The organism is Gordonia sp. NPDC003950, from assembly GCF_053605205.1.
Genome location: NZ_JBSGIT010000020.1, coordinates 1 through 20,917 on the forward strand (window position 1 = coordinate 1; position 20,917 = coordinate 20,917).

The window sequence follows — 20,917 nt, forward strand, 5'->3', positions numbered from 1 at the left end:
GCAATGTCGTATCCGCCTGATTACGTCCGGCGAGTTGCAGTGCACGGGTTTCGGCGAACGCGCGCACTTCGTCATCGGACAGGACGACGATCTCGTCGGCGATGATGCGGATACGGTCCAACGACTGGTCACCGGCCAAGAACGCCGCGGTCACCGTCGGGAGTGTCGACAGCAGGAAGCTCAACGTCATCCACGCCGTTGCCTGCGGTACCGATACTCCCAGCGCGGTGGACACCGTGCCGGTCGCAGCCTTGTCGACGCCACCGGTGGTGTGCACGTTGGTCTGATGGCCCGAGAGCAGCATCTCGTCGTACACGGCATGCCCGACCCGCGCCGCCGACAACACCTTCCGGGCGATCACCTGCCGTTCGTGGCGTTGCAACGATCGGGCCAGAGCGGTGGCCTGCTCGGCAGGGAGGTGATCGATCATGGCCGCGTCGGCGGCGGTCATCGACAACTCCGGCGCGGTAGTCGTGCGAATTGTGTTGTCGGCCATCATGTTCACCCCCTCTGATCGATCGCTCCAACTGAACTGACTCAAGTGTAACGACGACCACCGACAACTTTCTTAGCGCGGAATCGGTTGGGGATGAGGAGTATCAGTGTCCACAGGGACGGGTTTGGTTGGCGCTGGTTCGGTTTCGCTCCCGGTTAGCGGAGGTGGCCTCGACCTCGACAAGGTCGGTCTGATGGATACACCGACTCGCAAGCTCGTCGGCACTCGGCCAGCGAAGGTTGCGTGCGCTCGACCAGCGGGGATGCTACCGCCGGATCGAGCGAGAGGGGACGGTTAGGACGACCGGCTCAGCGTCCCCTACCACGGGATTGCTGCTTGGCCCGCTCGTGCACCAAACGCAGACCTTCGAGGGCTAGGTGCGGGTGTTGCACTGTGAGAGTGCGGCATTCGTCGAACATCAGCGGAGCGAGGAAGCCAGTGGCCACCACGGTGACGTCGTCGCCGTCGAATCCCGGGACAGTGGATCGGACGCGCTCCACCAATCCGTCGATCTGGCCGGCGAAGCCGAACAGGATGCCCGACTGCAGTGCCTCGACGGTGTTCTTGCCGAGCACACTCCGCGGTGGCATGAGTTCGACCTTGCGGACCGTCACCGTGTGTTCGCTCAATGCCTCGACACCCAGATTGACCCCGGGAGCGATGGCGCCGCCGAGGAACTCACCCTTGACCGAGACGGCGTCGACGACGGTGGCGGTTCCGCAGGCCACGACGATCGCCGGGCCACCATAGATGTGTTGGGCGGCAAGGCAGTTGGCGACCCGATCGGTGCCGACTTCCTTGGGATTGTCCACGAGCAGTGGAACACCGGTCCGCACACCGGGTTCCAGGATCACGTTGTGCGGATTGTCGAAGTAGCGGGCGACCATCACGCGCAGTTCCCGTAGCAGCGATGGCACGATCGACAGCGCCGATACGCCGGTGACCTGCTCGATGTCGGCACCCAACAGGCCCTTGATCAGCAATGCCAATTCGTCTGCGGTGCGATCGGGTTCGGTGTGCAGGCGCCAATCGTTCACCAGCGTGGCGTGCGCGCCGGTGCCGGCGAACACACCGATGTGCGTGTTGGTGTTGCCGACGTCAATGGTGAGGAGCATACGTAACGAGAGTCGTCAGGCGTTGGCGTCGACGAGCACGTCGGCGTGGCGCGGATCGCGCAGCCCCGAGCCCTCTGGTGCGCGAGCCGGATCGGTGCCCGACTCCAGCACGCGATTCGCCTCGTCGACGAAGACGACGTGCGGTGCGTACTCGGCGATCTCGGCCTCGTTGAGGATGCCGTACGCGATGATGATCACCAGGTCGCCGGGGTGCACGAGATGCGCTGCGGCACCGTTGATGCCGATCACACCGGAGCCACGTTCACCAGCGATCGCGTAGGTCTCCAGGCGTGCGCCGTTGGTGATGTCGACGATGGTGACCTGTTCTCCTTCGAGGAGATCGGCGGCATCGAGCAGGTCGGCGTCGATGGTGACCGAACCGACGTAGTGCAGGTCGGCCTGCGTGACGGTGGCGCGGTGGATCTTCGAGGTCATCATGGTGCGGAGCATGTGGGGGTCCTCTGTTCGGTACTTCAGTGCTGTTCGGTACTTCAGTGCGGATCGGTCGGATGGCAGAACGGTGGTCTCATTCGGATCTGGCCTCGCGTTCCTCCAGGCTCAGGCCGATCGCGACGCCGACATTGTCGATGAGGCGGGCCGGGCCGAGCCGAGCCGCGACCAGCAGTCGTCCGTATCCCTTCGTCGGCGGGTCCTCCAGAGACCGGCCCCGCAGGGCGAGATAGTCGAGTTCGATCTCCGGTACCGCAGCCAGAACCGTGTGTGCCGCAGCGAGAATGGCGTCACCGCCGCCCGGCGCGGCGTGCGATCCGGCGGTCAACGCCGCCGACAGTGCGGTGGCCAGTGCCCGCTGCTCCTCGGAGAGGTACCGGTTACGGGAACTCAGGGCGAGCCCGTCGGGTTCGCGGACGGTGGGCACACCCACGATCTCGACGTCCATGTTGAGGTCGTCGACCATCTGTGAGATCAGCACCAACTGCTGGTAGTCCTTCTCACCGAAGTACGCGGCGTGTGGTGCGGCGATGTGCAGCAGCTTGTTCACCACGGTCAGCATGCCGGCGAAATGTCCTGGGCGCGAAGCACCGTCGAGGATGTCACCGGCCGGACCGGGATGGATCATGGTGCGACGGCCCTGCGGGTACATCCCGGCCACGGTGGGGGCGAACACCAACTCCACCCCGAGCGGCTTCAGCAGGGCCAGGTCGGCGTCGAAGGTGCGCGGGTAGGCGTCGAGATCCTCACCCTCGCCGAACTGCAAGGGATTGACGAAGATCGAGACGATGACGATCGTGTTGCCGCGACTCTTCGCGGCCCGCACCAACTCCAGATGACCGGCGTGCAAGGCACCCATCGTCGGTACCAGCGCCACCCGCTTACCGGAACCACGCAGCGCCTTGCTGACTCGCTGCAGGTCGACCGGATCACGGTGCACCGTCAGCATTCCGGGTGTGTAAAGGTTCGCCTCGTCGGCGATCACATGACTGGTCATCGGGACTCCAAAACGTCGAAAACCGCAGGCGGCGCATCGGATTGGTGAGCGGCCCGACGCGCCAGCATGCGGTAGGACTCGGCGATCGAGTCGGTCTCCGCTCCCCCGGGCAATGCGCGCAACGCGGCCAGATGGGCAGCGACCGCCGCTGCGTCACCGCGCGCCACCGGACCGGTCAGGGCACCGGGACCGAGGTCGAGCACGTTCTGTAGGGATGCGGTCACCAGTGGACCGAGGATTCGTTCGGCCAGGCGGACCGGATCACCGTCCACTGTGGCGGTCGGATGCGCGACGCCGTCCGGCCCGGCGATGGCGTGATTGAGCGCCGTCACCGCATCCGAGATCAATGCGATCAGGTGGTTGGCGCCGTGCGCGAGGGCTGCGTGATACAACGTGCGGTCGGCTTCGGCGATCCGCACCGGCTCACCACCCATCTCCAGGACGAGCGCCGACGCGATGGCCTCGCCGACCTCGTCGGCGGCGGTGATACCGAAGCATGCGCGGGCCAGGCGGGCGGTGTCGTCGTCGGTACCGACGAAGGTCATCGCGGGATGGATGGCCAACGGCATCGCACCCCGCCGCGTGAGCGGTTCCAGGATGCCGACACCCTGCGCACCGGCGGTGTGGGCGACCAATGTACCCGGACGCAAGCTGCCGGACGCAGCAATATCTGCGATCACCGATTCCAGCTGAGCGTCGGGGACGGCGACGAGGAGCAGTTCGGAACGAGCGAGGACACCGTCGAGGTCGAGAATCGCCGATTCCGGGAGACGTGCCGCCGCCCGACGGCGCGACTGCGGGGAACGGGCAAGGACGGCACCGACGACGTGACCGGCACGTTCGAGCGCCGCACCGAGCGCGGTACCGACACGCCCGGAGCCGACGATGCCGACCGTCAGACGGGCCGGCGTGGGGAGATTGGCGATGCCGGGGAATCCCGACGCACGATCTGCGGGGACACCGGAACGCGCCGCGTAGGCGTCATCATCCGATGAGGTCACCACTGTCCTCCAGGTCGTTCCAGTCCCGTGGGCTGCCGAGAGATTCCGCATCGATGTCGTCGCGGAACGCACCCGGCCGGGTACCAGACGTTGCAGAGCAAGGTTAGGCCGTCAGGTCGACACGGATCCAATACGTGTGATCGGGCTCACCGAATCACAGACACCGTTCAGCCGCGACGGCGCCGGCATCGATCAGTCGCGACGGCGACGCATCGATCAGTCGCGACGGCGACGGCGACCCGACCCGCCCTCGGTCTCCCGCAACTGGCGCAGCAACTCCGACACCGGAAGCCCGTTGGAGTGCGCATTGTCGAAGTCGTCGGCAGCGGCTTCGGCGGCCACCGGCTGCTCCACCTCATCCTCCCGGCGGCGACGACGCCCACCGGTGAACCCGGCTGCGGCACCGACCGTCTCATGCCGTCCACCACCGAGGAAGGGAACCGGACCACCGGTCGGCTGGGCCGGTGCGGTCGGCTCGGCCTGAGCGGCCTGCGTCGCCCACTCATCGGTGGGCGTTTCGTCGACGTAGGCCGAGACCGGTACGGCGGCGGGTGACTCTTCGTCGGCCGACGGGGCCTCCCCGACCCCCGGGCCACCGGCCACACCACCGTCGTCGACGACGTCGGCGATCTCCGCGTCCGCCGCGTCGGCGGTCTCGACGTCGGTCACCTCGTCGGTTTCGGCGAGCACGGACGCATACTCGGTCTCGTACACCGACTCGTAGGGCGCCTCGGCCCCGTAGGGACGCGACAGCGGATCGTCGGTGACGACCGGGATGACCTCGGTCATCTCGTTCGGATCGGCGGTGGGCCCGATGTGGCGACCGTCGGCGGCCGACGGTGCGGTCTGCGCGAAGTCGCGGGCGGCAAGAACCCCGTCGTCGTGGGCGTAGGCCTCGGGAGAGTCGTACTGACCGCCGTAAGGATGCGGATCGAGTCCGTGACCACCGAGGCCCGAGGCCAGCTCACGCAGCTTCTCGTTGGGCAACGCCACCTGATCATCGGGCAGGGACTCGCCGAGCAGTCGCTCCAGACTCGATCGCAGCGACACGACCTGCTCCTTGAGTGCGGCCAGCTCTGCACCCGATTCGGCCGCCACCTCGCGGCGGATCGTCGACTCGACGTCGAGCTCGTACTGCCGGCGCGCGGCGATCTCCCGCTCCAACTGCAGTTCGTAGACCAGGCGGAGATCGCGACTCTTGGCCTCCGCGGTCTCGGCCTGCTTGCGGAACCGGGTGACAAGGATCGCACCGATCACCGCGGCCCACAGCGCCGCGATCACCGCGAGCGAGCCGGTGATCGAGAGGTTGTCGGTGAAGATCATCAGGATGCTGGCCGCGAGGGCAAGGACGATGAGCAGACCCAGCAGCCACTGGCCGACGGAGCGGCCCGTGCGCCGAGTGTCCGAGGAACGGCCGGAGGTGGTCGTCATATCAGTGCAACTTACCCGTTGATCTCTGTGTTATCTCCCAAGCCCGGCGGAGAGTCACGAATCGCGGGTTTGGTAGGGCGCGGCCCCGGGTACCCCGAGGTGCCGCAGATAACGCGCCGGGTCGGCCGGGAAATCGCGGGTCATGCGTACCGGTAGACGCCCCTCCGGTCGACATAGTCGCTCAGGCCGGACCGGGACTCGACCCGTTGATCGAGGAATCCTCCGGATCGTCGGGGGCCCGGCAGCAGTACTCCAGCCACAACGCGGCAACCGTCAGCAGCACCCCACCGATGAGGCCGACCACCGCGGCGGGCCGATCGTGCTCGGCCGCGGCGATGTCGTGCTGGGTCAGCAGGAACACCAGCACCCCGGCCCACAGACCGGTGGCGATGGCACCGAGGATCGCCGACGCCTTCGCCAGCGCGAGGACCCGGGCCGCGGTGAGCGGATGCAGTTGTCCGCGAGCACGTCCCACGTCGCGACCCTCCACCCGCGCGCGCACGATGAACCCCACCACCACCTCGATGACGGCGAGGATGTAGAGCACGATGCCGGTCAGCACCGGCAGCGGCGGCACGCTGGAGTAGTTGTAGCGGACCAGGATCCACGCGGTGACACCGACGATGAGGGCGACAACGACGAGGTCGAACGGCTTCGTCGGCCCCATCCGCTCTTTTTCGTCATCGCCGGGCGGCGGGGTGGGTGTGGTCATCGCGGCACCGCCCCGACACGACGCACACCCTCGCGGTCGGCGCCCGGCAGCCGGTCGACGAGATCGTCGACACGCTGCTCACCGCCATCGGTCCACAACGTCGCGTCGGGATCGATCTCGAGCCACGGCACGAGCACGAAGGCGCGCTGCGCGGCACGCGGATGCGGCAGGATCAGCGCCTCGTCGTCGCTGCGCACCACCCCCGCCGCATCACTGACGGTGATCACGTCGACGTCGAGTGTCCTTGGGCCCCAACGAACGTCACGAGTCCGATGTGCATGCTGCTCAAGCTCGGCACCATGGCGCAGCCAGTCGGCGGCACTCCGCTCCCCCTCGACGATGAGAGTGATGTTGAGGAAATCGGCCTGCTCGACACCACCCCACGGGGCGGTGGCGTACACGTCGGACACCGCCACCACATCGGCGCCGAACCCGTCGACCACCGACCGCAGATTCGCCATCGGATCACCGACGTTCGACCCGGCCGACAGGACCGCGCGGGTGTGGCTCATCGCTGCGACTTCCGGGAACGTCGGGTCACCACGGCGACGTCGTCGAAGGTCAGTGGGATCGGTGCGGACGGCTTGTGCACCACCACTTCCGCGGCGTGGATGCGCTCATCGCCCATGATGTCGTCGGCGATCTCGGCGCCGACGGTCTCGATCAGGTTCCGCGGGGTCCCGGTGACGACGTCGTGGGCGCGTTGCGCCAACGCGCCGTAGTCGACGGTGTCGGCGAGATCATCGGAGGCTGCGGCGATCCGCAACTCGAGCCATAGGGTGATGTCGATGATGAAGTCCTGGCCGTCGACGCGTTCATGGTCGAAGACGCCGTGATTGCCGCGCACCCGCAATCCGCGGAGCTCGATCCGGTCGGCCATCAGAGTCCTCCCTCAATACGCCCGGACCCACCGTGTGCCCAGGCCGTCGCCACCGCCACGGCATCGCGACTGCTCGCCACGTCGTGCACCCGGACACCCCACGCACCGCCCGCGGCGGCCAGGGTACTGACCGCGGCGGTCGCGATGTCACGCCCGGCCGGCGGCCGATCGACCTCGCCGTCGGCGAGCAGGGTACCGAGAAAGCGCTTGCGCGACGCCCCGACGAGCACCGGGAAACCGAGTCCGACGAATGTCGGTAAGGCATGCAGCAGAGCCCAATTGTGGGTGGCGGTCTTGGCGAAACCGAGACCGGGATCGAGGATGATCCGATCGGGATCGACGCCGGCGCTCACCGCGGCGTCGACCTGCCCGAGCAGTTCACGACTCACCTCGGCCACCACGTCGTGATAGCCGCCGGTGTCGTCGACGCGATGGGTGAAGCGGCGTCCGGCGTCGGAATCCTCCCCGGCGGGGCGCCAATGCATCAGGATCCACGGCAGGCCCGAATCGGCCAGCACCCGCGCCATGTCCGGGTCGGCGCGACCACCGGAGACGTCGTTGACGATCGCGGCGCCGGCCTCGATCGCGGCCGCCGCAACCGACGCACGCATGGTGTCGACGGACACGGTGACGCCGCCCTCGGCGAGTGCCGAGATCACCGGTGTGACCCGGGCGATCTCGATGTCGGGGTCGACGCGGATCGCGCCGGGACGGGTCGATTCGCCGCCCACGTCGATGCTGTCGGCCCCGTCGTCGAGCAGGCGCCGCGCATGCGCGAGTGCGGCGTCGACATCGAGGTACCGGCCACCGTCGGAGAAGGAATCGGCGGTGACGTTGATGATGCCCATGATCTGCGTGCGGGCATCGGGATCGCCGGTCAACGTGTGATGAGGTCGAGCGCTTCGCCGCGTGAGACCGCGCTGGTCTTGAACAGTCCACGCACCGCCGACGTGGTGGTGCGGGCACCGGGTTTGCGGATGCCACGCATCGCCATGCACAGATGCTCGGCCTCGATCACCACGATCGCGCCCCGCGGTTTCAGCCGGGCCACCAACGCGTCGGCGATCTGACTGGTCAGTCGCTCCTGTACCTGCGGCCGCTTGGCGTAGAGGTCCACCAGCCGCGCCAACTTCGACAGGCCGGTCACCTCACCGCTCTCACCGGGGATGTAGCCGACGTGGGCGACCCCGTGGAACGACACCAGATGATGCTCACAGGTGGAGTACATCGGGATGTCCTTGACGAGCACCAACTCGTCGTGGTCCTCGTCGAAGGTCGTCGCGAGCACCGCCGACGGATCGGTGTACAACCCCGCGAACATCTCCCGATAGGCGTTCGCCACACGAGTTGGCGTGCGCTGCAACCCTTCTCGGTCGGGATCCTCCCCGACCGCGATGAGCAGCTCGCGCACCGCCGCCTCCGCGCGCGCCTGATCGAAGTGACGTCCGGACATGACCGACGCCGGAGATTCCACGGAATCGTCACCGATCAGGGCAGCGACGTCCGGGTGGTGACCATTGCTGATCGTCATCGAGCTGACCCTTCAGGCGCCGTTGCCGTTCACACCATTGCCATGCTGACCGGTCCCATTCGGGCCGGGCCCATGCTGACCGTTCGCGCCGTTCGGGGCGGAGCCGCCGTTGACACCCGGCCCCTCCTCACGGGGCGGCCAGCCGGGAGCCGACCAGTCGCGCGGTGCGCCATAGTCGGGCCACGTGGCGCCACCACCCGGCGGCGCGGCCGGCGGCGGATAGCCACCCGGCTGCGGCTGCTGCGGCGGGTAACCCCCCTGCGGCGGATACGGATTCTGCTGCGGCGGATATGGATGCTGCTGCGCGGGCGGATACCCACCCGGAGCGGCCTGCGGCGGATACGCCGGTGCCGCACCGGCAGGCTGACCGAAACCGCCCGGCTGGCCACCGGCCGCACCGACCGGCTCCGGAACCTTCGCAGGCTCCGGCGGCGGCCACGGCTCACCGCGCTCGATGGCGAGCTCACCGGGAGTCTTCACCGGCGGCTTGTCACTCGGGGTGCGATCACCGAAATCGTTGAACGTCGTGATCCGCGGGCGCTTCTCGACCTGGCCGAAGATCTTCTCCAGATCCTTACGCGTCAACGTCTCCTTCTCGAGGAGTTCGCTGGCCAACACGTCAAGGGTGTCGCGATACTCCGACAGGATCGCCCACGCCTCGGTGTGCGCGGCCTCGATGAGACGACGCACCTCCTCGTCGATCTCATTCGCGACCTCGGCGGAGTAGTCGGTGTGATTGCCCATCGAACGACCCAGGAACGGATCGCCCTGCTCCTGGCCATACCGCACCGCACCCAGGCGGGCACTCATGCCGTACTCGGTGACCATCGCACGAGCGATCTTCGTCGCCTGATCGATATCCGACGACGCACCCGTCGTGGGCTCGTGGAAGACGAGTTCCTCGGCGGCACGACCACCCATCGCCATCACCAGCCGGGCGATCATCTCCGAGCGGGTCATCAGATCCTTGTCCTGCTCCGGCACCGCCAGGGCGTGACCACCGGTCCGACCACGCGCCAGGATCGTGACCTTGTAGATCGGATCGAGATCGGGCATCGCCCACGCGGCCAGGGTGTGACCACCCTCGTGGTAGGCGACGACCTTCTTCTCGTGCTCACTGATGATGCGGCTCTTACGTCGCGGCCCACCGATCACCCGGTCGACGGCCTCCTCGAGCATCTCCGCGGTGATCGTCTGCTTGTTCTCACGCGCGGCCAGCAACGCGGCCTCGTTCACGACATTCGCCAGATCCGCACCCGACATACCCGGGGTGCGCTTGGCCAGACCGTCGAGATCGGCGTCGGCGTCGATCGGCTTGCCCTTGGCATGCACACGCAGAATCGCGCGACGACCCGCCATATCCGGATTGCCGACCGGGATCTGCCGGTCGAAACGGCCCGGACGCAACAACGCCGGATCCAGGATGTCGGGTCGGTTGGTGGCCGCGATCAGGATGATGCCCTGACGGTCACCGAAACCGTCCATCTCGACGAGCAACTGGTTGAGGGTCTGTTCGCGCTCGTCATGACCACCGCCGAGTCCCGCACCACGCTGGCGACCCACGGCGTCGATCTCGTCGACGAAGATGATGCACGGGCTGTTGTTCTTGGCCTGCTCGAACAGGTCACGCACACGCGAGGCACCGACACCGACGAACATCTCGACGAAATCCGAACCGGAGATCGTGAAGAACGGCACCCCGGCCTCACCGGCCACCGCCCGCGCCAGCAACGTCTTACCGGTACCGGGCGGGCCGTACAGCAACACGCCCTTCGGGATCTTCGCGCCCAACGCCTGGTAGCGCGCCGGATTCTGCAGGAAATCCTTGATCTCGTACAGCTCCTCGACGGCCTCGTCGGCACCCGCCACATCGGAGAACGTCGTCTTCGGCATGTCCTTGGTGAGCTGCTTGGCGCGCGATTTGCCGAAGCCCATCACGCCACCACGACCACCACCCTGCATGCGGCTCATCACGAAGAAGAACAAACCGAACAGCAAGATCATCGGCAGGATGAACAGCATGATCTGCCAGAACACCGACTGTTCGTTGACATTCGTCTGATACGGAGCGCCGGTGGCCTTGACGTCGTTGAAGATCTCTTCACTCGCCGCCGCCGGATACTTCGTGCTGATCTTGGTCAGCTCATCGTCACCGACCTTGACCGGCGTATCGGTCTCGATGCGGAGCTGCTGCTCACGATCATCGATCTGAATCGATTTGGTGTTCTTGACATTGAGCTGCGTCAACGCGACCGAGGTGTCCACGGCCGTGTACTCGCGATCATTGTCACGCCACACGCTCCAGCCCCAGAAGGCGAGCACGATGACCGCCACGATGGCGAGGTTACGAAAGACTGTCTTGCGGTTCATGCGAATTGGTGGAGGGCCGGCGGGCCGGTGGAGACGGCGCCGTTCCCAATCGTCCTTCCCATCGATTCGAGAGCGCGGCGAACAGACCAGCAACCGCGCTCGTTGTGATAAGGCTACCGGTCAACGATCACGCAGGTGAAACCGTTCCCTGTGTTTGTTGGCGCCGCCTCCGGCAATCGCGCGTGTGCGCGCCCACCTGCACCACTCTGGGACGACCTGACGGCCGCAGCAACCACCTCCTCGTCGCTGGACTCACTCGACGGCAGGCTCTACGCCATCGCCGACGCGATGTCACGATGCCGCGAACTCGACATCGAATTCCGGGAAATCGAGAGCGAGCGCCCGAGCACGATCGCGGGCGAATCGGGTGTCGAGTGCTTCATATCGCGTTGGTGGACGCCCCGGCATGGGCGGCCCGCACCGACTCGTCCGGTTCGAGAACGGTCGCGTCGAGCACAGCCTGTGAGTCCCGTGCCGGCAGCGGGAAACGGTGCGACCGACGAGGACGGGTGCGACCGTGCGTCAGTGCTCGTACACGCTCGAGCGCAGCCGGCCGATGAACGGCAGGTCACGGTACCGCTCGGCGTAATCGAGGCCGTAGCCGACGACGAACTCATTGGGGATGTCGAAGCCGACGTCGGCCACCGACACCGGTGAGCGCACCGCCTCCGGCTTCCGCAGCAGCGTGCACACCTCCAGCGACCGCGGGTTGCGCGTCGCGAGGTTCTTCATCAGCCATGACAACGTCAGCCCCGAGTCGATGATGTCCTCGACGATCAGGACGTCACGGCCCTCGATGTCGCGGTCGAGGTCCTTGAGGATGCGCACCACACCCGACGACGACGTCGACGACCCGTAGCTCGACACCGCCATGAACTCCATCTGCGATGGGATGGGTAGCGCGCGGGCGAAGTCGGTCATGAACATGATCGCGCCCTTGAGGACTCCGACGAGCACGAGATCCTGGTCGAGCTCGCGATACCGCGCGGCCACCGACTCGGCCAGCTCGGCGGTGCGCACCTTGATCTGCTCCTCGGTGATCAGCACCGCTTCGATGTCGTCGCCGTAGTGATGTTGGGTCTCGTTCGCCACGGACTCAAGCTTGACACGTCCACGAGGCGGCGCAGCACGCACGGGCAGAATTCGCCCGCCGTCGACATCGACCATCGGCCGGTGATCGGCCGACCTACCGCCATGAGTGCCCGACGTCGTACACCGTCGGTCGGCACCGGCGTCACGGTGCGATCACAACACGCCACATCAGTCACGGCAGCGTTTATTCGTTAATTCTCACGGTCGTAGATCAAATATCCACAGGAAATTCCGGGTCATTCCCAACATTCCGCCCCGAGCCACCGCACCATTTGATTGCCGAAAAAAATGAATAACGGGACCACAAAACAGAGCCCGGTCGACCACCGCCGGGCGGATTCGACTCCGGGGCACCGGACCCGACACCATCGAAATGACCCACCATGTCGACCACCGCACCACCTCGACCTTCCGCCGCGTCTTACCGACAAGCCCGACCGTTCGGGATCCGACTGCGTCACCTCACCATTGCCGTGCCGTATTGCCTTGCACTGCTATCTTTTTCGGTGATCGCTCCGGCCTGTGCCGCCCCACCGAGAATCGTCGGCCACACCGTGTCGTTCGACGACACCTCGGTGTCACTCACCCTGACCGACGGGACGTTCCGGCACCGCGGCACCTCCCTGTCGATCGACGCCGACGCGACGCCGACGTCGACGTCGAGGTGTTCCGGATGCCGCTGGTTTATCGTCTCGACGATCGCCGATTCCCGATCGGCGCGCATGTCACCGATACCGCTGCAACCCTCATGCCCACAAATGATCTTGCGCATTCCGTCGCCGTCGATCCGAAGCAGGTGGCACCATTTCGGGCCGCCGCATGCAATCGGCTCCCGGCCGGTCCGACTGCCAACTAGGAACGTGACGATGCGGCACTGGCACGGTTCAACCAGACGGTCAGTGCCCGGCATGACGATCTCGACTCTCGTCGGGACCGTCATCGGCGCCGTTGGTGGGCGGAATCGCAGGAGGACTGCTCGCCGGGTCGACCGTCTGCATCCTCGGCGGCGGTGGCAGCCTGGTGGTCGCCGACTTCCGGTACATCGAGACGATCAACTCGCCGTTCCGTCGCACCTCAGCGACGTGGACTCTCCTGCACGACGATGGCGTCACCGCACCTGGCCGCGCTGCGTCGTACATCCGCATCCCCACCGATGGCGACGCCACCCTGACCACGCCAATCGGTGATCAGCGCATCGATACCGACGATCACCCGGGACGTCGGCTCGGTGGCACCGGCGTCGTGCAGCCACAACCGGATCACCCGCCGACGAATCGCCGGCACGGTCGCGGCCAGTGATGCGATCAGTAGTTCCGGCGCCGGATCACCGGTGCGGACGGCCTCGCGGTACAGCGTGTCCGCAAAACCGTCGAGCGCATCGTTGTCCTCGCGCAGGGAACCGGCGGTGCGTGACAGCGCCTCCACCGCACCCCCGTGCAGCACGTCCTCGAGCAGCGGAATGACCTCGGACCGTAGACGCACGCGGGTGAACCTCGGGTCCCGGTTGTGCGGGTCGGAGTGCGGCGCCAATCCCCTTTCGGCGCAGGCCGCCAGGGTCTGGGCGCGGCGGATTCCGAGAAGGGGGCGGGCCCACGGCGCCGACCACGGGCGCATCCCGGCGATCGACCGGGCACCCGATCCGCGGGCCAGACCCAGCAGCACGGTCTCGGCCTGGTCATCCATGGTGTGTCCCAACAGGACGGGCAGCCCCTCCCGGGCATGCTCGAGCGCGTCGTAGCGGGCCGTACGGGCCGCGGCCTCCATCCCGCCGTCGTGCCCGACGCTGACCTCGATGACGTCGGCGCGGGCACCAAGCGCCGTCGCGGCGCGCGCGGCGGAGTCGGCGACGTGGGCCGATCCGCGTTGCAACCGATGGTCGACGATGAGCGCCCGCACGGCCAGGCCGCTGTCGAGGGCGGCGGCGGTCAGGGCGAGAGAGTCGGGGCCGCCGGACAATCCGACGCACACCTCGCGGGCACCGTCGAGGTGTGCGGCCGCGAAGTCCGCGACCGCACGTCTCAGAGCACCCGCGTGATCCACTTCGACGGCTCGTCGATCTCGTCTGGAAGCGGCATGGTCTCCGGCGAGGTCCAGATGGTGTTGAACCGCTCCATGCCGACCGTCGTCACCACCTCGTCGACGAAGGCCTTGCCCCGAATATATTGGGCCAGTTTGGCATCCATTCCGATGAGTGCACGGATGATGCGCTGCACCGGATTTCGCGGTCCGGTGCGGCGTTTGTCGAAGGCCGCCCGGATGGAGGCGACGGTGGGCACCTGTGCGGGCCCGACCGCATCCATCACATGGTCGGCGTGACCTTCGAGCAGGGTGCCGAGCATCAGCATCCGGTTGAACGCGTCGTACTGTTCGGGCGTCTGCAGCAGCTGCATCGCTCCGATGATCCCCTTCTCCCTGGGCTTTCCGCCCTTGAGTGCACCGGTGATCCGCGCGGCGACGTCGGCCACCGATTCCCCGGCATCGGAGGTCAGCACCTCGATGTTGTCCGACATATATTGGCGCAGCCAGGGGTTCGCGGAGAACTGGACCCGGTGGGTGACCTCGTGCAGACACACCCACAACCGGAAGTCGCTGGGGGACACCTTCAGTGACCGTTCCACCCCGACGATGTTGGGCAGCACCAGCATCAGCACGCCCGGATCGTCGGCGCCGGCCGGTCCCGGCGAGAACGGATCGTACTGGCCGAGGATCGCGGTGGACAGAAACGCGAGCAACCCCGATGCCTGCAGTCCGCCGATGCGGCCGGAAATGCCCGGCGACTCGTCGAGGGTCTCACCGTCGCCGGAGAGCATCGACCGCATCGACAGGGCCGCGGCGTCGATCCACTCGTCACGTTCGAGGACCCGCGCGGCCGGCACGGCCAGACCGTCGGCGAGTCCGGTGACCTCACGGACCGGACCCTCGGCGCGCATGGCGGCGTCGGCGAGTTCGGCCCGCGCCGCGTCGCGTGTGTAGGTCGTCATCTTCGGTCCGGGTCGGGACAGTTTCTTGCCCACCCCCGCGGCCAGACCCCAGTCGATCTTGGCGCCGACCGGATCGAGCAACCCACTGCGGGCCGCGACCTCGTTCTCACTGCTCTGGCTCACCGACATCCGCACTCCCTCAAGTCGCCGGGGATGGCATCGAGTGCGGGCCGCGCATCGACCGGGGATGTTCCCCCCGACATCAACGCGAACGACAGCACCCGCCCATCGACGGTTTGAACTATCCCGGTCAACGAACTGACCCCGGTCAGTGTTCCGGTCTTGGCGCGCACCCATCCGGCGCCCGGATTGGTGCGCGGGTCGAAGCGGTCGGCCAGGGTTCCGGTCCCGGCGGCCACCGGCAGCCCGTCGAGCATCGGTCGCATCTTGATGTCCCGGTCCCGGGTGGTGCTCGACGCGTCGCCGTCCGACGCCGACGCGCCGGCCTCGGTGTCGCCGCTGGCCGCCGACATCACCTCGTCGAGCAGCGACGCGGGCACCTTGTTGCCGTAGGACAAGCCCGACGAATCGGTCAACGTCGCCCCGGAAACATCGAAACCGTTCTGCGACAAGGTCTTCAGCACGGCCTGCGCACCACCGGCCAGTGTCGCCGGCCCGCCCTGGGAGGTGGAGAGTTCGATGGACAATGCCTCGGCGAGTACGTTGTCGGAGAACCGGAGCATGTCGTTGACGCGGGTGACCAGCGGCGCCGACTGCACCGTCGCGATGGTCTGGGCACCGGCGGGTGCGCTCGCCTCGGTCACGTCGGTGGAGACGCCGAGCGCACTCGCCAGCGCCTTCCCGGCGGCGATGCCGGGTTGCTCCTCGCGCGGCGAATACTCGTCGAGCGGCTTGATCCGCGCGCCGTCGACCATCAGTGATTCCATCGGCGCGATGTCACCGCCGGCGATGTCGTCCCGAGACCAGGTGCGGTCCATGGTCGGGCCGGAATACGCGGACAGGTCCACCGCCACCGAGGTGACGTCGACGCCCGATTTGACGATCTGGTTGGCGAGGTCGGAGATCCGCGCCGGGTTGGTGTAGAAGGTGTCGGTACCGGGGGCCTGCGCGGTCAGCGTCGGATCGCCGGCGCCGCGCAGGATCACCTGTCCGTCGGGTCCGGCGAGCACGGTCGTGGTGACCCGTTGATCGTGCGGCAGGGCCAGCAGAGCGGCGGCCGCGGTGAGGACCTTCGCGTTCGAGGCCGGCGTCCGGGGCGTACTGGCACCTTCCGACCACAGCACGGCGCCGGTCAGCGAATCACTGATCTGCCCGGTCAACGTGCCCAGTTGAGGCGCCTTGACGGAGTCGGCGATCGCGGCGGTGACCCCCGCCGAGGTGGGTTCGGGCGCGGTGGCGGCGACCGGGTCGATCTGCGGGTCGGCCGCGATCGCCGCAGGTCGCGCCGGGATGCCGGCGGGCAGCGGATCGGGCTTGGTCAGCTGCAGGTAGGTGAATCCGGCGCCGACCGCAATCACCGCCACCAGCATGACCGAGAGCAGCGATCGAACGATCCAGCGGCGTCGTCGCGGTCCGCTCACGTCCGCCGCTGGAGTACTGTGCACCGCATGACCTCCGGGTCTCGACATTCTCTTGGTGGCGTCCTAACAGTATCGTTGAGGCGATTCGCGTAGCCGACTCCGCAGTTGGGGCGGCCGCCATCACCCCAACGACAGTGCCACGATCAAGGAGGACGCGTGGAATTCGATGTGACCATCGAGATCCCGAAGGGTAGCCGCAACAAGTACGAGGTCGATCACGAGACCGGCAAGATCTATCTCGATCGCTACCTGTACACGGCGTTCGGCTATCCCGCCGACTACGGCTACATCGACAACACGCTGGGCGACGACGGCGATCCGCTCGACGCGCTCGTGCTGCTCCCGGAGTCGGTGTACCCGGGCGTCATCGTCAAGGCCCGCGTCGTCGGCATGTACACCATGACCGACGAGGCCGGCGGCGACGACAAGCTCCTGTGCGTCCCGGCCAACGACATCCGCTGGAACCACATCCAGGACATCGGTGACGTCTCCGAGTACGAGACCAGCGCCATCTCGCACTTCTTCGAGCACTACAAGGATCTCGAGCCGGGCAAGGAGGTCACGCCGGGCGGATGGGTCGGCAAGGCCGAGGCCGAGAAGGTCGCCGAAGCGGCGATCGCACGCCTGGCCGAGCATCCCGGCGAGGCCAACGAGCCCTCACGCGGCTGACGCCATGTCGCTGACAGCGCTCTTTCTGACGTTGACAGCGCTCTGATTCTCGTTGACAGCGCTCTACATGACGCCGAGCGCGCCCGCGATCTGATCCGCGGGCGCGCTCGGCTGTTGTCTGGGCGCTGTCAGTGTGGTGGCGAGCGCTGTCAGTGTGGTGACGAGCGCTGTCAACGTTCAGGAGAGCGCTGTCAACGTTCAGGAGAGCGCCGTCAGTGGGGCTCGGTCAGGACTTCTGCGGCTCCCCACTCGGTGCGTCCTTGGGCGCACCGATCGGGCGCCCCGACCGCAGCGGCAGTTCCTTCCAGGTGACGGTGCCGATGATGGCGAGCAGCGACACGATCGACACGGTCAGGAACACCCGGTCCATCGAGTTGGCGAAGCCGGTCATGATGGGTTCCGACAGCGAGTCGGGCAGCTTCGCGATGATCGACGTGTCATTCATGACACTGTCGGAGGATCCGGAACCGGCCGCGCCGGGATTGGCCTGGCTCGCGATCAGCGACTGACCGAATTCACGCACCTGCGGATCGCTGCTCTGGGCCGCCTCCATCACCCCGGCAGAGAATCCCGGCTGCGTCGACGCGGCGGTCATCTCGTCCTTGATGTTGGGTCCCATCAGTGAGAACAGCAGTGAGAAGAACACGGCCACACCGAGGGTCGCACCGATCTGCCGGAAGAACGTGGCGGTTCCGGTCGACAGTCCCATATCCTTGGGCGGCAGGATGTTCTGCATCGCGAGGGTGATCGGCTGCATCAGATTGCCCAGGCCGAAGCCGAGCAGTGCGGCATAGAGCATAACCACCCACACCGGCGTGGTGATGCTGACGTAGTGCAGCAGGAATGTCGCGACCGTGATCAGTACCGACCCGAGGATCGTGAAGACCTTGTATTTGCCGGTGCGCGAGATCAATTGACCCGACGCCACCGATCCGGACATCAGTCCGAGCACCATCGGCAGCATCTGCAGTCCGGCCACCATCGGGCTCGAACCGCGCAGCACCTGGTAATACTGCGGCAGCATCGAGATGCCGCCGAACATCACCGCGCCGACGACCATCGATACGACGATGCCCTGCGCGAAGACCCGATTCTTGAACACCCGCAGCGGGATCAGGGCGTCGTCGCCCATCTTGTTCTCAATCCAGATGAACGCAGCCAGCCCGACGACGGCAATGGCGTAACACACGATCGACTTCGTCGACCACCATCCCCACACGCGGCCCTGCTCGGCCACCACCAGGATCGGCGCCACTGTCACCGCGAGTGCCGTCGCGCCCCAGTAGTCGGTGCGGGTTCCGGTGCCCTTGTTCTGGTCATAGTTGAGGACGGCGTAGACGACGAACAGCGCGATGATGCCGATCGGCACGTTCACCAGGAACACCCAGCGCCACCCGGAGATCCACAGGATCGACGACTGGCCGGCGAAGAAGCCGCCGAGGACCGGGCCGAGCACGCTCGAGGTGCCGAACACCGCCAGGAAGTAGCCCTGGTACTTGGCTCGTTCCCGGGGCGGGACGATGTCGCCGATGGTGGTCAGTGCGAGGGTGAACAGACCACCGGCACCGAGCCCCTGGAGCGCTCGGAAGCCGGCCAGCATGTACATCGACGTGGCCATCGAACACAGCAGTGACCCGATGACGAAGATCGAGATGGCCAGCAGGAAGAACGGTTTGCGGCCGTAGATGTCGGAGAGCTTGCCGTAGAGCGGGGTGACGATCGTGGAGGTCACCAGGTAGGCGGTGGTGACCCAGGCCTGCAGGTCGTAGCCCTGCAGGTCGTCGGCGATGGTGCGGATCGCCGTCGAGACGATGGTCTGGTCGAGGGCGGCGAGGAACATGCCGATCATCAGTCCGGCCATCACTGTGAGGATCTGGCGATGCGTCAGACCGGCACCCGCGTGTTCTACGGGTGAGGCCGACGAGGCGGCCGCCGCGTCATGGTTGGTCATCGGGGTCCTTTCGATCGGGCTGGGATTCGTCGTTGGCGTGCTTCCCGGATGGGGGTCTCGCGCAGTCGGGAACCATGAAGGTCTCGGTGGCGTCGACGAATCGGTTGAGCAAGCTCACCAAGGTGGAGAGTTCGTCGGCGGTCCAGTCCGACATGGCGTCGTTCATCGCCGCGCGCCGAGCCGAGCGCATGGCCTCGACCTGGGCGTCTCCGGCTTCGGTGATCACCAGCAAAGTCGCCCGTCCGTCGTGCGGGTCGGCCTCCCGACGCACCAGCCCCTTGTCGACGAGTTGGGCGACCTGTCGGCTGACCGTGGACGGATCGGAGTTGAGCGCGCCCGCGAGTTCGCGGGAACGCATCGGTCGGCGCTGCAGATGGAAGAGTCCCTTGAACGCCGCGATCTCGACGTCGCCGTCCGGTGTGCGCAGGGTCGTGTGCACGGCTCGGTCACGTACCCGCAGGTAGCGGGACAGCGCGTCGAAGAGGCGGTCGACCTCGACCGGATCGAGCATGGCGGATCCCCCCGGATGAGTCGGAGCAATTCTTCGGTGCGCGAATCAATCAGTTGCAATGTGCACCTAGTTGGACTGCGCAAGTATGCGCTCGAATGTGCCGCGATCGCAAACGCCATTAGGATCGGTGGCCGTGACCCCTTCGCCCCCACCCACCGCGTCCGGAACCCGCCCTCACTTCACTTCGATGCCTGACCTGGCATTACGGGATCTCGGCGGTGCCGTCGTGTGGTCGAATGACGACCTGTTCGCGGAGGCGCAGAACCTCATCTCGACGCCGCCCGCGGAGTACCGGCCCGCGACGTTCGGTCACAAGGGCCAGATCTATGACGGCTGGGAAACACGGCGTCGTCGTCGCGATGGGGTCGACCAGGCGATCATCCGCCTCGGCGCTCCGGGCGTGATCTACGGCGTCGTCGTCGACACCGCCTGGTTCAAGGGCAATTACCCACCGTTCATCTCGGTGGAGGCCGCCGCCAAGGAGGGTGTGGTCTCCGTCGACGAACTGGTCAACGACACCGAGTGGATCACCATCGTCGACAAGAGTCCGGTCGACGGGGACACCCGCAATCCGTTCCGGGTGGATGCCAAGGACCGTTTCACCCATGTGCGTCTGACGATGCACCCCGACGGCGGCATCGCCCGCTTCCGGGTGCACGGCCGAGGCGTGCCCAACCCGCACTTCTTCCGGTACGGCCACTTCGACCTGGCCGCGCTGGAGAACGGCGGCCTGATCACGGCCTGCTCCAACATGTTCTACAGCTCACCGAACAACCTGCTGATGCCCGGCCGGGCCCGCCACATGGGTGAGGGCTGGGAGACCTCCCGACGCCGCGACGACGGCAACGACTGGGTGCAGGTGCGCCTGGCCGGCCAGGGGCGGGTCAGTCTGATCGAGCTCGACACGAGCTACTTCCTGGGCAATGCACCAGGCGCCGCCACGGTCCGCGGCCGTGACGGCGACGACGGCGAGTGGTTCGAGGTCCTGCCCCGCACCGAGCTGCAGCCCGACACCCGGCATCGGTTCGTCATCGACCTGGACCGGCCGATGACCGAGGCACGGCTGGACATCTACCCCGACGGGGGCATGGCCCGGTTCAAGCTGTACGGACTGCTCACCGAGGAGTCCTACGCCGGGCTCATCGAGCAGTGGGAGCGCGGCGAGGCCTGAGGTCGAGTCTGTGCACTC

20 protein-coding genes and 1 pseudogene are annotated in these 20,917 nt (G+C 66.8%); 2 read left to right on the forward strand and 19 right to left on the reverse strand.

Annotated elements, in window-relative coordinates:
- The 17 genes and pseudogenes from ACWETB_RS17230 to dacB form a co-directional block, all read right to left on the reverse strand.
- Positions 1–451: pseudogene (locus ACWETB_RS17230) on the reverse strand (HNH endonuclease); the annotation flags it as partial.
- A 353-nt stretch (positions 452–804) separates the two neighbouring features.
- On the reverse strand, positions 805–1,611 hold the full coding sequence (locus tag ACWETB_RS17235; RefSeq protein WP_449741656.1) for a type III pantothenate kinase: 807 nt from the start codon (positions 1,609–1,611) through the stop codon (positions 805–807).
- 15 nt (positions 1,612–1,626) lie between these two features.
- Complete coding sequence (panD, locus tag ACWETB_RS17240) at positions 1,627–2,061, reverse strand: aspartate 1-decarboxylase (RefSeq protein WP_348807614.1); 435 nt, start codon at positions 2,059–2,061, stop codon at positions 1,627–1,629.
- Between the two features lie 76 nt (positions 2,062–2,137).
- Positions 2,138–3,058, reverse strand: coding sequence for a pantoate--beta-alanine ligase (gene panC / locus ACWETB_RS17245; protein WP_449741658.1), 921 nt, complete (start codon positions 3,056–3,058; stop codon positions 2,138–2,140).
- Positions 3,055–4,059 carry a Rossmann-like and DUF2520 domain-containing protein gene (locus ACWETB_RS17250; protein WP_452212473.1) on the reverse strand — a complete coding sequence of 335 codons (1,005 nt, stop codon included), beginning with the start codon at positions 4,057–4,059 and terminating at the stop codon, positions 3,055–3,057. Before ACWETB_RS17250 ends, panC begins: the two co-directional genes overlap by 4 nt.
- A 216-nt stretch (positions 4,060–4,275) precedes the next feature.
- Positions 4,276–5,490 (reverse strand): DUF6779 domain-containing protein, encoded by a 1,215-nt coding sequence (locus ACWETB_RS17255; protein WP_348807611.1) that lies wholly within the window; start codon positions 5,488–5,490, stop codon positions 4,276–4,278.
- A 181-nt stretch (positions 5,491–5,671) separates the two neighbouring features.
- Positions 5,672–6,202, reverse strand: coding sequence for a DUF3180 domain-containing protein (locus ACWETB_RS17260; protein WP_449741661.1), 531 nt, complete (start codon positions 6,200–6,202; stop codon positions 5,672–5,674).
- On the reverse strand, positions 6,199–6,714 hold the full coding sequence (folK, locus tag ACWETB_RS17265) for a 2-amino-4-hydroxy-6-hydroxymethyldihydropteridine diphosphokinase (RefSeq protein WP_348807609.1): 516 nt from the start codon (positions 6,712–6,714) through the stop codon (positions 6,199–6,201). Before folK ends, ACWETB_RS17260 begins: the two co-directional genes overlap by 4 nt.
- On the reverse strand, positions 6,711–7,082 hold the full coding sequence (folB, locus tag ACWETB_RS17270) for a dihydroneopterin aldolase (RefSeq protein WP_449741663.1): 372 nt from the start codon (positions 7,080–7,082) through the stop codon (positions 6,711–6,713). Before folB ends, folK begins: the two co-directional genes overlap by 4 nt.
- Positions 7,082–7,930 carry a dihydropteroate synthase gene (gene folP / locus ACWETB_RS17275; protein WP_449741888.1) on the reverse strand — a complete coding sequence of 283 codons (849 nt, stop codon included), beginning with the start codon at positions 7,928–7,930 and terminating at the stop codon, positions 7,082–7,084. Before folP ends, folB begins: the two co-directional genes overlap by 1 nt.
- A gap of 29 nt (positions 7,931–7,959) precedes the next feature.
- Positions 7,960–8,535, reverse strand: a complete 576-nt coding sequence (gene folE, locus ACWETB_RS17280) for a GTP cyclohydrolase I FolE (RefSeq protein WP_348807618.1) — start codon at positions 8,533–8,535, stop codon at positions 7,960–7,962.
- 90 nt (positions 8,536–8,625) lie between these two features.
- On the reverse strand, positions 8,626–10,983 hold the full coding sequence (gene ftsH / locus ACWETB_RS17285; RefSeq protein ID WP_449741664.1) for an ATP-dependent zinc metalloprotease FtsH: 2,358 nt from the start codon (positions 10,981–10,983) through the stop codon (positions 8,626–8,628).
- A 522-nt stretch (positions 10,984–11,505) separates the two neighbouring features.
- Entirely contained in the window at positions 11,506–12,075 is a 570-nt protein-coding gene (gene hpt / locus ACWETB_RS17290; protein WP_348807605.1) for a hypoxanthine phosphoribosyltransferase, read from the reverse strand.
- Between the two features lie 457 nt (positions 12,076–12,532).
- Positions 12,533–13,015, reverse strand: a complete 483-nt coding sequence (locus tag ACWETB_RS17295) for a hypothetical protein (protein ID WP_348807604.1) — start codon at positions 13,013–13,015, stop codon at positions 12,533–12,535.
- A 134-nt stretch (positions 13,016–13,149) separates the two neighbouring features.
- Positions 13,150–14,115, reverse strand: a complete 966-nt coding sequence (gene tilS, locus ACWETB_RS17300) for a tRNA lysidine(34) synthetase TilS (RefSeq protein ID WP_348809763.1) — start codon at positions 14,113–14,115, stop codon at positions 13,150–13,152.
- The gene (locus ACWETB_RS17305; protein WP_452212478.1) at positions 14,094–15,185 is read right to left on the reverse strand and encodes a zinc-dependent metalloprotease; all 1,092 of its coding nucleotides are present in this window, start codon (positions 15,183–15,185) and stop codon (positions 14,094–14,096) included. The genes tilS and ACWETB_RS17305 overlap by 22 nt, the downstream gene beginning before the upstream one ends.
- Positions 15,176–16,546 carry a D-alanyl-D-alanine carboxypeptidase/D-alanyl-D-alanine endopeptidase gene (gene dacB / locus ACWETB_RS17310; RefSeq protein WP_348807617.1) on the reverse strand — a complete coding sequence of 457 codons (1,371 nt, stop codon included), beginning with the start codon at positions 16,544–16,546 and terminating at the stop codon, positions 15,176–15,178. Before dacB ends, ACWETB_RS17305 begins: the two co-directional genes overlap by 10 nt.
- Positions 16,547–16,753: 207 nt before the next feature.
- Here dacB and ACWETB_RS17315 point away from each other — a divergent pair, with 207 nt between their 5' ends.
- Positions 16,754–17,266, forward strand: a complete 513-nt coding sequence (locus tag ACWETB_RS17315; RefSeq protein WP_348807601.1) for an inorganic diphosphatase — start codon at positions 16,754–16,756, stop codon at positions 17,264–17,266.
- A gap of 226 nt (positions 17,267–17,492) precedes the next feature.
- Here ACWETB_RS17315 and ACWETB_RS17320 read toward each other — a convergent pair whose 3' ends face one another.
- Both ACWETB_RS17320 and ACWETB_RS17325 read right to left on the reverse strand, forming a co-directional pair.
- Positions 17,493–19,217, reverse strand: a complete 1,725-nt coding sequence (locus tag ACWETB_RS17320) for an MDR family MFS transporter (RefSeq protein ID WP_348807117.1) — start codon at positions 19,215–19,217, stop codon at positions 17,493–17,495.
- Entirely contained in the window at positions 19,204–19,728 is a 525-nt protein-coding gene (locus ACWETB_RS17325) for a MarR family winged helix-turn-helix transcriptional regulator (RefSeq protein ID WP_348807116.1), read from the reverse strand. Before ACWETB_RS17325 ends, ACWETB_RS17320 begins: the two co-directional genes overlap by 14 nt.
- Before the next feature lie 187 nt (positions 19,729–19,915).
- Here ACWETB_RS17325 and alc point away from each other — a divergent pair, with 187 nt between their 5' ends.
- Positions 19,916–20,899: an allantoicase gene (gene alc / locus ACWETB_RS17330; protein WP_348809765.1), complete on the forward strand. Its 984-nt coding sequence runs from the start codon at positions 19,916–19,918 to the stop codon at positions 20,897–20,899.
- Positions 20,900–20,917 lie beyond the last annotated feature (18 nt).

Coding starts and splice junctions, on each gene's coding strand:
- ACWETB_RS17260 (WP_449741661.1), bottom strand. CDS start 6,202: ATGACCACACCCACCCCGCCGCCCGGCGATGACGAAAAAGAGCGGATG.
- ACWETB_RS17325 (WP_348807116.1), bottom strand. CDS start 19,728: ATGCTCGATCCGGTCGAGGTCGACCGCCTCTTCGACGCGCTGTCCCGC.
- ACWETB_RS17255 (WP_348807611.1), bottom strand. CDS start 5,490: ATGACGACCACCTCCGGCCGTTCCTCGGACACTCGGCGCACGGGCCGC.
- ACWETB_RS17235 (WP_449741656.1), bottom strand. CDS start 1,611: ATGCTCCTCACCATTGACGTCGGCAACACCAACACGCACATCGGTGTG.
- dacB (WP_348807617.1), bottom strand. CDS start 16,546: ATGCTGGTGGCGGTGATTGCGGTCGGCGCCGGATTCACCTACCTGCAG.
- panC (WP_449741658.1), bottom strand. CDS start 3,058: ATGACCAGTCATGTGATCGCCGACGAGGCGAACCTTTACACACCCGGA.
- ftsH (WP_449741664.1), bottom strand. CDS start 10,983: ATGAACCGCAAGACAGTCTTTCGTAACCTCGCCATCGTGGCGGTCATC.
- folK (WP_348807609.1), bottom strand. CDS start 6,714: ATGAGCCACACCCGCGCGGTCCTGTCGGCCGGGTCGAACGTCGGTGAT.
- folP (WP_449741888.1), bottom strand. CDS start 7,930: ATGGGCATCATCAACGTCACCGCCGATTCCTTCTCCGACGGTGGCCGG.
- folE (WP_348807618.1), bottom strand. CDS start 8,535: ATGTCCGGACGTCACTTCGATCAGGCGCGCGCGGAGGCGGCGGTGCGC.
- alc (WP_348809765.1), top strand. CDS start 19,916: ATGCCTGACCTGGCATTACGGGATCTCGGCGGTGCCGTCGTGTGGTCG.
- folB (WP_449741663.1), bottom strand. CDS start 7,082: ATGGCCGACCGGATCGAGCTCCGCGGATTGCGGGTGCGCGGCAATCAC.
- ACWETB_RS17305 (WP_452212478.1), bottom strand. CDS start 15,185: ATGTCGGTGAGCCAGAGCAGTGAGAACGAGGTCGCGGCCCGCAGTGGG.
- ACWETB_RS17295 (WP_348807604.1), bottom strand. CDS start 13,015: ATGACGGTCCCGACGAGAGTCGAGATCGTCATGCCGGGCACTGACCGT.
- ACWETB_RS17320 (WP_348807117.1), bottom strand. CDS start 19,217: ATGACCAACCATGACGCGGCGGCCGCCTCGTCGGCCTCACCCGTAGAA.
- panD (WP_348807614.1), bottom strand. CDS start 2,061: ATGCTCCGCACCATGATGACCTCGAAGATCCACCGCGCCACCGTCACG.